This is a genomic window from Cellulomonas jepli, assembly GCF_047229345.1.
In the GTDB taxonomy this organism is placed as follows: domain Bacteria; phylum Actinomycetota; class Actinomycetes; order Actinomycetales; family Cellulomonadaceae; genus Cellulomonas_A.
In genome coordinates, this window is sequence record NZ_JBFTER010000018.1 from 53146 (window position 1) to 61924 (window position 8779).

Annotated in this window: 8 protein-coding genes; 3 read left to right on the forward strand and 5 right to left on the reverse strand. The window is 74.1% G+C overall.

Going from position 1 to position 8779, the window contains the following annotated elements:
• Genes AB6N24_RS06600 through AB6N24_RS06610 form a run of 3 tightly spaced genes read right to left on the reverse strand, consistent with a single transcriptional unit; the run spans position 1 to position 3170 of the window.
• Positions 1-900, reverse strand: a complete 900-nt coding sequence (locus AB6N24_RS06600; protein WP_412868630.1) for a carbohydrate ABC transporter permease — start codon at positions 898-900, stop codon at positions 1-3.
• Entirely contained in the window at positions 900-1826 is a 927-nt protein-coding gene (locus AB6N24_RS06605) for a carbohydrate ABC transporter permease (RefSeq protein ID WP_412868631.1), read from the reverse strand. The genes AB6N24_RS06600 and AB6N24_RS06605 overlap by 1 nt, the downstream gene beginning before the upstream one ends.
• 42 nt (positions 1827-1868) lie before the next feature.
• Positions 1869-3170, reverse strand: a complete 1302-nt coding sequence (locus tag AB6N24_RS06610; protein ID WP_412868635.1) for an ABC transporter substrate-binding protein — start codon at positions 3168-3170, stop codon at positions 1869-1871.
• Between the two features lie 134 nt (positions 3171-3304).
• On the opposite strand from AB6N24_RS06610, the gene AB6N24_RS06615 reads away from it, so the two are divergent.
• Positions 3305-4642, forward strand: a complete 1338-nt coding sequence (locus AB6N24_RS06615) for an ROK family protein (protein WP_412868632.1) — start codon at positions 3305-3307, stop codon at positions 4640-4642.
• A gap of 3 nt (positions 4643-4645) precedes the next feature.
• On the opposite strand, the gene AB6N24_RS06620 is transcribed toward AB6N24_RS06615, so the two are convergent.
• Positions 4646-6229, reverse strand: coding sequence for an aminopeptidase P family protein (locus tag AB6N24_RS06620; RefSeq protein ID WP_412868636.1), 1584 nt, complete (start codon positions 6227-6229; stop codon positions 4646-4648).
• Between the two features lie 172 nt (positions 6230-6401).
• Between AB6N24_RS06620 and AB6N24_RS06625 the strand changes: the two genes are divergently transcribed.
• Both AB6N24_RS06625 and AB6N24_RS06630 read left to right on the forward strand, forming a co-directional pair.
• Positions 6402-7244 (forward strand): PHP domain-containing protein, encoded by an 843-nt coding sequence (locus tag AB6N24_RS06625; protein ID WP_412868633.1) that lies wholly within the window; start codon positions 6402-6404, stop codon positions 7242-7244.
• Positions 7241-7864 (forward strand): MarC family protein, encoded by a 624-nt coding sequence (locus tag AB6N24_RS06630; RefSeq protein WP_258726236.1) that lies wholly within the window; start codon positions 7241-7243, stop codon positions 7862-7864. Before AB6N24_RS06625 ends, AB6N24_RS06630 begins: the two co-directional genes overlap by 4 nt.
• 124 nt (positions 7865-7988) lie before the next feature.
• Here the strand turns inward: AB6N24_RS06630 and AB6N24_RS06635 are convergent, their stop codons facing one another.
• Positions 7989-8606 (reverse strand): hypothetical protein, encoded by a 618-nt coding sequence (locus AB6N24_RS06635; protein ID WP_412868634.1) that lies wholly within the window; start codon positions 8604-8606, stop codon positions 7989-7991.
• Positions 8607-8779: the final 173 nt, after the last annotated feature.

Genomic DNA, 8779 nt, shown 5'->3' on the forward strand with positions numbered 1-8779 from the left:
CTACTTGATGGCGCCCTGCGTCACGCCCGCCATGACCCAGCGCTGCGTGAACAGGTAGACGACGATCGCGGGCGCCATGGCCATGAGGTACGAGGCGAACGCGACGTTGTAGTTGCTGCTGAACTGGGTCTGGAACACGCTCTGCAGCACGGGCAGCGTCTGCTGCGTGGCGTCGGCGATGATCAGCGACGGCATCATGAAGTCGTTCCACGAGGCCAGGAACGCGAAGATCGCGACGGTCGCGCTCATGGGGGCGAGAAGCGGGAAGACGACCCGGCGGAACACCTGCCACGTCGAGGCGCCGTCGAGCCGCGCGCTCTCCTCGAGCTCCTCGGGCACCGAGCGCAGGAACGCGGTGAAGAGCATGACGCTGAACGAGAGCTGGAACATCACGTGCAGCAGCGCGACGCCGCCGGGGTTGGCGAGCCCGACCATGCCGGTGAGCTTGACCTGCGACAGCGCGAGCACCGGGAACGGCAGGAACATCGCGGCGAGCAGGTAGAAGAACGACCAGCGGAAGAACCGGCGGTCCCAGTTCCGTGAGATCGCGTACGCCGCGAGCGAGCTCAGCAGGACCGTCCCGACGACCGTGACGAGCGTGACGAGCACGGAGATGGTGAACCCGCGCGGGAAGTTCGTGAGCCGCCACGCCTCGACGAACCCGTCGACGCTCACCGGCGACGGCAGCGAGAACGCGTTCCCGTCGACGGACTGCTGCGTGGTCTTGAACGCCATCGTCACCGTGGCGTAGAGCGGCGCGAGCACCGCGACCGAGCACAGCAGGAGGACGACCAGGCCGGGCCGGTTCGTGCGGTCGTCGCGGTCACGGCTCCGGAGGGTCCGCGAGCGCGGGACCGGGACCTGCGCGGGGGCTGTCGTGCGGAGCGTCTGGTCGGTCATCAGAGGGCCGCCTTCCCGCGGGTGAGCCGGATCTGGAGCAGGGCGAGGACGACGGCGATGAGGAAGAAGATCGTTGCGTTCGCCATCTGGTAGGCGTAGTCGCCGCCGGTGAAGCCGGAGAAGATCGTCATCGCGACGCTGCGGGTCGCGGTGCCCGGGCCGCCGTTGGTCAGGCCGACGATGATGTCGTAGGCGTTCAGGAAGTTCTTGAAGCCGATGACGATGTTGATCAGGACGTACCCCGCGACGAGCGGCAGCGTGATCGAGCGGAGCCGCCGGCCCGCGCTCGCGCCGTCGAGCGACGCGGCCTCGTAGACCTCGCCGGGGATCGACAGGATGCCGGCGACGTAGATCAGCAGCGCCGAGGGGATCGCCTGCCACGCGGTGACGATCACGATGGTGATCCATGCGAGGTCCGGGTTGGCGAGCATGCTGGTCTCGAGCGGCCCGAACCCCACGGCCTCGGCCACGCGCGGCAGCGAGTTCGAGAACAGGAACGCGAAGACGTACGCGATGACGATGCCCGAGATGACCATGGGCAGCACGAACACGGCGCGCAGCGCCACCCGGGCGCGGATCTTCGAGGTGAGCCCGACCGCGAGCAGGAACGCGACGACGTTGACCACGAGCACGGTCACGAGCGCGAACCCGACGGTGAACGCGTACGAGGCGAGGATCGCGGGGTCGGAGAACAGCGCGACGTAGTTGGTCAGCCCGGTGAAGGAGAACTCACCGAAACCGACCGAGTCGGTGAAGCTCAGCGTGATGCCCATGACCGCGGGCACGGTGATCGCGAGCGTGAACAGCACGAGCGCGGGCACGAGGAAGAGGTAGTGCGTCCGGCCGGCGCCGGGGCGCCTGCCGTGCGGGCGGGCCGGCGCCGCGTGCTCGCGGCGGGCGGCCTGTGGCGCTGTGGTGGTCGCCATGCGGGGGTCTCCGGTTCTGTGCGGGTCGAGCCGGGGTTCGGGTCAGGAGCGGTAGGCCAGGCGAGACCAGTCGGCGTCGACCCGTCGCAGGACCGAGCCGGGGTCGGCGCCGGTGATGAGGGACTGCGTGTAGTTCTGCAGCGGGATCGACTGCGGCACGAGCTGCGAGGCGCCGACGTAGAAGTCCGCCCGGTCGTAGTACTCCTGGAGCTCCACGAGCGTCGCGTTCGTGACCGGCGCGGCGTCCTCGGTGACGCCGAAGCCCAGGTTGTCGGCGTTGTACCGGTCGATGACCTCGGGCTGCATGAGGAACTGCAGGAACTCGCGCGCCGCCTCCTTGCGGGGCGACGCCTCGGGGATCCACAGCGCGAGGTCGACGTTGACGCGCACCTTGCGGTCGGCCGGGTCCTCGGTCATCGGCAGCGGGAACGCGCCGACGTCGAGGTCGGGGTTGGTCTTCGCGATCTCGGTGAGCGCCCAGGGGCCCTGCAGGTACATCGCGGCCTCGCCGCGGGCGAACGCGAGGTTGCCGTCGCCGTACCCGCGGCTCGCCGCGTCCGCGTTGGTCCAGCCCGCGAGCCGGACCATCCGCTCGACGGGCTCGCGCAGCTGCTTCTCGAACGACACGGGAGAGGAGGGCCCGACGTCGGCGCCCTGCGCCTCGAGCTCGGTGAAGAACTCGGTGGTGTCGACCATGCCGCCGACGGCGTAGTCGAAGTGGCCCTGCGCGACCGTCCACGGGTCCCGGTACGTGCTGTAGAGCGGCGTGACACCGGCCGCCGCGAGCGTCTCGCAGACCGCGGTGAACTCGGACCACGTCGTCGGCGGCGTCAGCCCGTGCTGCGCGAAGATCTCGCGGTTGTAGAGCACCGCCGCGGCCATCAGCGAGTACGGGAGGACGCTCGTGCGGCCGGGGTAGCTCGCCGTGACCTCGATGAGCGGCAGCAGGTCGTTCTTGACCCGCGCGGCCTCGGGCAGGTCGCCGAGGTCGCTCAGCACGCCGCGCTCGACGTACCGGGAGATCTCGAAGTTGTAGTTGAGCAGACCGATGTCCGGCGGCTGCTCGCGCACGAACGAGCCGGCCAGGTTCGACGTCGCGTCGTGGCGCACGCGCACGCGGGACTGGCTCTCGTGGAACTGCTCGATCAGCTCGTCGAAGTAGCCGATCACCTCGGGCTTGGACTGGAAGAAGGTGATCTCGGTGACGCCGGAGCCGGATCCGGCGCCGCGGGCGCAGCCGGTCAGCGCGAGGCCCGTGGCAGCGGCGCCGAGGGCGCGCAGGAAGGTGCGCCGGGACAGGTCCCGATGCGGGCCGCCGGAGGTCCCGGGCGGCGGTGGAGGCAGGGAAGGCACGTCGTCGTCTCCTCGTCGGTGCCCCGGCGGTGCCGGGTGCGAGCGCGGCCCTTGCTTGATCCAGAAACTAAATCTAAGTACTGGATATAACGAGCATGAGCCCACTGCGCCCGTAAGGTCAAGACGTGTCCGTGATCTCGGGGTCCCCGCAGCAGCTCCGCCGCGCCAACCTTGCGGCGGTGCTCGACTTCGCCTGGGACGCCGGTCCGTTCACCGCGACCGACGCGATCGACGCGACCGGCCTGACCCGCACCACCGTGCTCGGGCTCTGCGACGACCTCGTGGGCCTCGGCTGGCTGCGCGAGCTCAGCCCCGAGCGGCTCCCCGGCGACCGCGCCAAGGGCAGGCCCGCCCGCCGCTACGCGTTCGACCGCCGCGCCGGGCACGTCGTGGGGGTCGACGCCGGGCAGCACCGCGTGACGGCGTCCGTCGCCGACCTCGCCGGCACCGTCCTCGCGCGGTCGACGCGCGTCCTCGAGCCGACGGGCGAAGCCCCCCGGGCACGGCTCGACGGGGCGCGGCTCGACGGGGTGCGTGGCGCGGTCGACGACGCGCTCGACGAGGCCGGTGCCCACGCCGGGTCCGTGCTCGTGACGGTCGTCGGCGTCCCCGCGCCGACCGACGAGCTCGGCCGCCCGCCCGCCTCCCCGGACGGCTTCTGGGCGCGGATGAACCCCGGGATCGTCGGCGCCCTCGACCGCCCGGGCCACCGGGTCGTCGTCGACAACGACGCCAACCTCGCCGCGATCGCCGAGGGCGCCGTCGGTGCCGGCGTCGGTACCCGCTCGTTCGTCACGCTGCTGTCGGGCGAGCGCTTCGGAGCCGGGCTCATGGTCGACGGGGTGCTGCTGCGCGGACGGCACGGGGGCGCGGGCGAGCTGCACGTGCTCGACCTCGTCGACGGCGTCGGCTCCGCGTCCGGGCTCGCCGCGACCGTGCGGCAGTGGCTCACCGAGGAGCGCGGGCTCGCGCGTCTGCGCGGCCGGCTGCCCGCCGAGCCGGAGTTCGCCGACGTCGCCGCTGCGGCGCTCGCGGGCGACCGCGACGCCCAGCGTGTCGTCGACCGGCTCGGCGACCGGCTCGCGCGCGTCTGCGCGGTGCTCGGCGGGCTGCTCGACGTCGAGCGCGTGATCGTCGGCGGCGCGGTCGCCGCCAGCGCCGGGCCCGTGCTCGAGCGCACGACCGCGAGCCTCGCCGCGTACATGCACCTGCCCGTGCCCGAGGTCGTGGCGTCGACGCTCGGGGCCGACGGCGTGCACCTCGGAGCCGTGCGGAGCGCGCTCGCGCTCGTGCGTGCGGACCCGCTCGCCGTCACGCTCCCCGCGGGACGAGGTGACGGACCGAGCGAGCCGGAGCGGCCTGCGCCGGAGCGGCACGCACCGGAGCGGCTCGCCGGCCAGGTTACGGGTGCCGACGCGCCGGCGCGGTCGAGAGAGGGCTCTCCCGCGACCGCGCCCGGCTGAGCGTCAGCCCAGCAGCCCCGCCATCCAGGCCTCGACGTCCTCGGGACGCCGGGGGAGGGCCGCCGAGAGGTTCTCGTTCCCGTCGGCGGTGATCAGCACGTCGTCCTCGATGCGGACGCCGATGCCGCGGTACTCCTCGGGCACGAGCAGGTCGTCGGACTTGAAGTACAGCCCTGGCTCGATCGTGAGCACCATGCCCGGCTCGATGACCCCGTCGAGGTACAGCTCACGCCGCGCGAGCGCGCAGTCGTGCACGTCGAGGCCCAGGTGGTGGCTCGTCCCGTGCACCATCCAGCGACGGTGCTGCTGGCCCTCCGGGCTGAGCGCCTCCTCGACCGGCACCGGCAGCAGCCCCCACTCGCCGAGCCGCTCGGCGATGACCTCCATGGCCGCGGCGTGCACGTCGCGGAAGCGGTTGCCGGGCACCGCGACGGCGAAAGCGGCGTCGGCAGCGTCGAGCACCGCCTGGTACACGCGGCGCTGGACGTCCGTGAACGTCCCGTCGACCGGCAGCGTGCGCGTCACGTCGGCGGTGTAGAGCGAGTCGATCTCGACGCCCGCGTCGACGAGCACGAGCTCGCCCGCGCGGACCTGGCCGTCGTTGTCCGTCCAGTGCAGCGTCGTCGCGTGCTCGCCCGCGGCGGCGATGGTCTCGTAGCCGACCGCGTTGCCCTCCTCACGGGCGTGCGCGCCGAACGTGCTCTCGATGACGCGCTCGCCGCGCCGGTGCGCCGTGGCCCGGGGGAGCGCGCGGACCACCTCGGCGAAGCCCGCGATCGTCGCGTCGACGGCGTCGCGCATCTGGGCGACCTCGTGCTCGTCCTTGAGCAGGCGCAGCTCGGACAGCGCCTCCGCGAGCCGGGCGTCGGTCAGGCCGGCATCCTCGGCCGCGCGGATCTCCTCGACGACGGCCTCGACCGCCTCGTCGGCGTCCGGGACGACGAGCAGCTGCACGCCACCCTCGCCGACGTCCTTCGCGAGCGCGTCGCGCAGGTCGTCGAGGTGCGCGGTCTCGATCCCGGTGACCGTCGCCAGGTCGTCGAGGGTCGGGCGGGCGCCGACCCAGAACTCGCCGTAGCGCGAGTCGGAGAAGAACTCCTCGGTGTCCCGGCCGGCGAGCGGGCGCACGTAGAGGACCGCGCGGTGCGTCGCGGACGTGACCGCGGCTCCGTCTCCCGCGTCGCCCCCGCCCGCGTCGTGCGCGTCGCCCACCGGGTGCAGCACGAGCACCGCGTCGGGCTCCTGCTCCGCCCCGAGGCCCGTGAGGTGCGCGAAGGCGGAGTGCGGCCGGAACCGGTAGTCGGTGTCGTTCGAGCGGACCTTGAACGAGCCCGCGGGGACCACGACGCGCGCTCCCGGGAACTGCGCGCCGAGCCGCGCGCGGCGGACCGCTGTGTACGGCGCGGCCGGCGACGGCGTCGCGGTCGTCGCCGGGCGGGGACCCCAGCCGGAGGTGATGAACTCGGTGAAGGCGCGCGAGTCGGGGCGCTGCGAGCGGTTGGAGCCGCGCGCCTCGAGGGGCTGGTCGCCGGGCTGCGGGGTGGGCTGCGCGGTCGCGGACGTCTCGGGGGTCTGGCCGTCGGTCATGACGTCCATCCTCCCACCACGCGCCCACCGCGACCCTCGTGGGGCGGTGTCCGCGCCCGGCGGGCGGACACGGGCGCACGCCGGACGGGCGGCGGTCGGCGAGGAGGTGAACCCGTCGCCGCACCGCCCCCGCGGTCTCAGCACGTGGACGAGCGCCCCTAGGGTTGAGCCCGTGCGCATCGACCTCCACACCCACTCGACCGCCTCGGACGGCACCGAGCCGCCCGCCGAGGTCGTCGCGTCCGCCGCACGCGCGGGCCTCGACGTCGTCGCGCTCACGGACCACGACACGACCGCGGGCTGGGCCGAGGCCGAGCGGGCGGCGCACGAGCACGGCGTGGCGCTCGTCCGCGGGACCGAGGTCTCGGCGCGGGCCCGCGGCGTCAGCGTGCACCTGCTCGCCTACCTGCAGGACCCGGCGCACCCCGCGCTGGTCGCCGAGCTCGAGCGCACCCGCGTCGCGCGCGACGGGCGGGCCCGCGCGATGGTCGACCTCATCGCCGCGGACCACCCGCTGACCTGGGAAGACGTGCTCGAGCACACGAGCCCCGGCACGGTCGTCGGCCGCCCGCACATCGCCGACGCGCTCGTGCGCCTCGGGGTCGTCGCCAGCCGGGACGCCGCCTTCGCCGAGCTCCTGCGCAGCGACGGGCCGTACCACGTGCCGCACTACGCGCCGTCGGCGGCCGACGCGGTGCGCGCGGTGCGGGCCGCCGGGGGAGTGCCGGTGTTCGCCCACCCCGGCGCGGACGGCCGCGGCCGCATCGTGCCCGACGCGGTGTTCGACGAGCTCGCCGCCGCGGGCCTCGCGGGGCTCGAGGTGCACCACCGCGACCACGGGCCGGCGCAGCGCGAGCGCCTGACCGGGATCGCGGAGCGGCTGGGCCTGCTCGTGACCGGGTCGAGCGACTACCACGGAGCCGGCAAGGCCAACCGCCTCGGCGAGAACCTGACCCCGCCCGCCGTCCTGGCGGACATCGAGAAGGAAGGGGCCGTGCCGGTGGTGCGCCCGTGAACGACGTCGTCGACCTGCGCCTCCTCAGCGAGGTCTTCATCACCCTGTTCGTCATCATGGACCCGCCCGGGACGGTGCCGATCTTCCTGGGCCTGACCAGCACGATGACCCGGCAGCAGCGCAACCGCGCGGCGCGCCAGGCGATCCTCGTCGCGTTCGGCGTCATCGTGTCGTTCGCGGTGTTCGGCCAGCAGCTGCTCGCGTACATGCACATCTCCCTGCCGGCGCTCCAGGCGTCGGGCGGGCTCCTGCTGCTGCTCGTGGCCATGGAGCTGCTGACCGGGAAGATGGAGGAGCCCGAGCCGTCGGGGAACGGCAACGTCAACGTCGCGCTCGTGCCGCTCGGCACGCCGCTGCTCGCCGGGCCGGGTGCGATCGTCGCGACGATGGTCTTCGTGCAGGCGACCGACGGGTCGACGGCCGACTGGGTCGCGATCGGGCTCGGCGTGCTGGCGGTGCACCTCTGCCTCTACCTCGCGATGCGGTTCGCCAACGTGATCCACCGCGTGCTCGGGGACTCGGGCGTCATCCTCGTGACCCGCATCGCCGGGCTCCTGCTCGCCGCGATCGCGGTGCAGCTCGTGGCGGACGCCGTGCGGGCGTTCGTGCAGCAGGGCTGACCGGCCCGCCGTCCCGCGCTCGGGTCGCCCGCGCGGCCCCTGGTCCGGCGGTCCGGCGGTCCACGCTGCGGGGCGGCTCGACCTGCGCCGCCGACCGGCTCGGCGACCCCGCAGGCCCGCCGGCTCAGCCGCGCGGCGGCGCCGGTGCCCGCAGGCCGAGGGACCGGAGCTCGAGCGCCGCGAGCGCCCGCACCACGTCGGGGTCGCGCCGGCGCCACGCGTCGGCCGGGTCGTCGCTGACCCCGGCGAGCGCGCGGACGGGCTGGGTCGCGAGCGCGCGCAGCGCGAACAGGTCGAGGTCGGCGGCGGAGTCGAGGATGCGCGACGCGGCCCGGGACCGGCTGACGAACCGCACGCGGGCGCGCAGCCAGGCGCCCAGGACGAGCAGCACCGGGACGGCCACGACGACGATCCCGAGCAGCAGCGCGAGCTGCGCCGCGCCGTCCTGGACCTCGACCCCCGCGCGGGCGATGGAGTCCGCGGCGCCGCCCGCCGCGTCGAACGGGGCTCGGGCGTCGTCACCGACGAGCGGCACCCGGGCGACGGTCTCGCCCGCCGAGCCGAGGCTGTCGGACAGCGAGGACCCCGCGTCCTCGAGCGTGCGCCCCGGTGCGGCGAGCCGGCTGACCGACTCGTGCACCCACAGCCCCGCGCGTACCCACGCGGCGACCCACACGACGACGAGCAGGTCACCGACGAGCTGGCGCGCGAGTCGCCACGGGGTCTGCGCGTAGAGGGCCACGCGGGACATCCTGGCGTGCGCGCCCCCGCGTCGCTCGCCGGCCGCGCAGCACGACGGGCCGCCCGCTCGGTGAGCGGACGGCCCGTCGACGTGCGGGTGGGTCAGCCCTGGGCGGGCGACTCCTGCGTGGGGGCCGACGTCGCCTCGCCCGGCGCGCCCGCGCTGCCACCGCG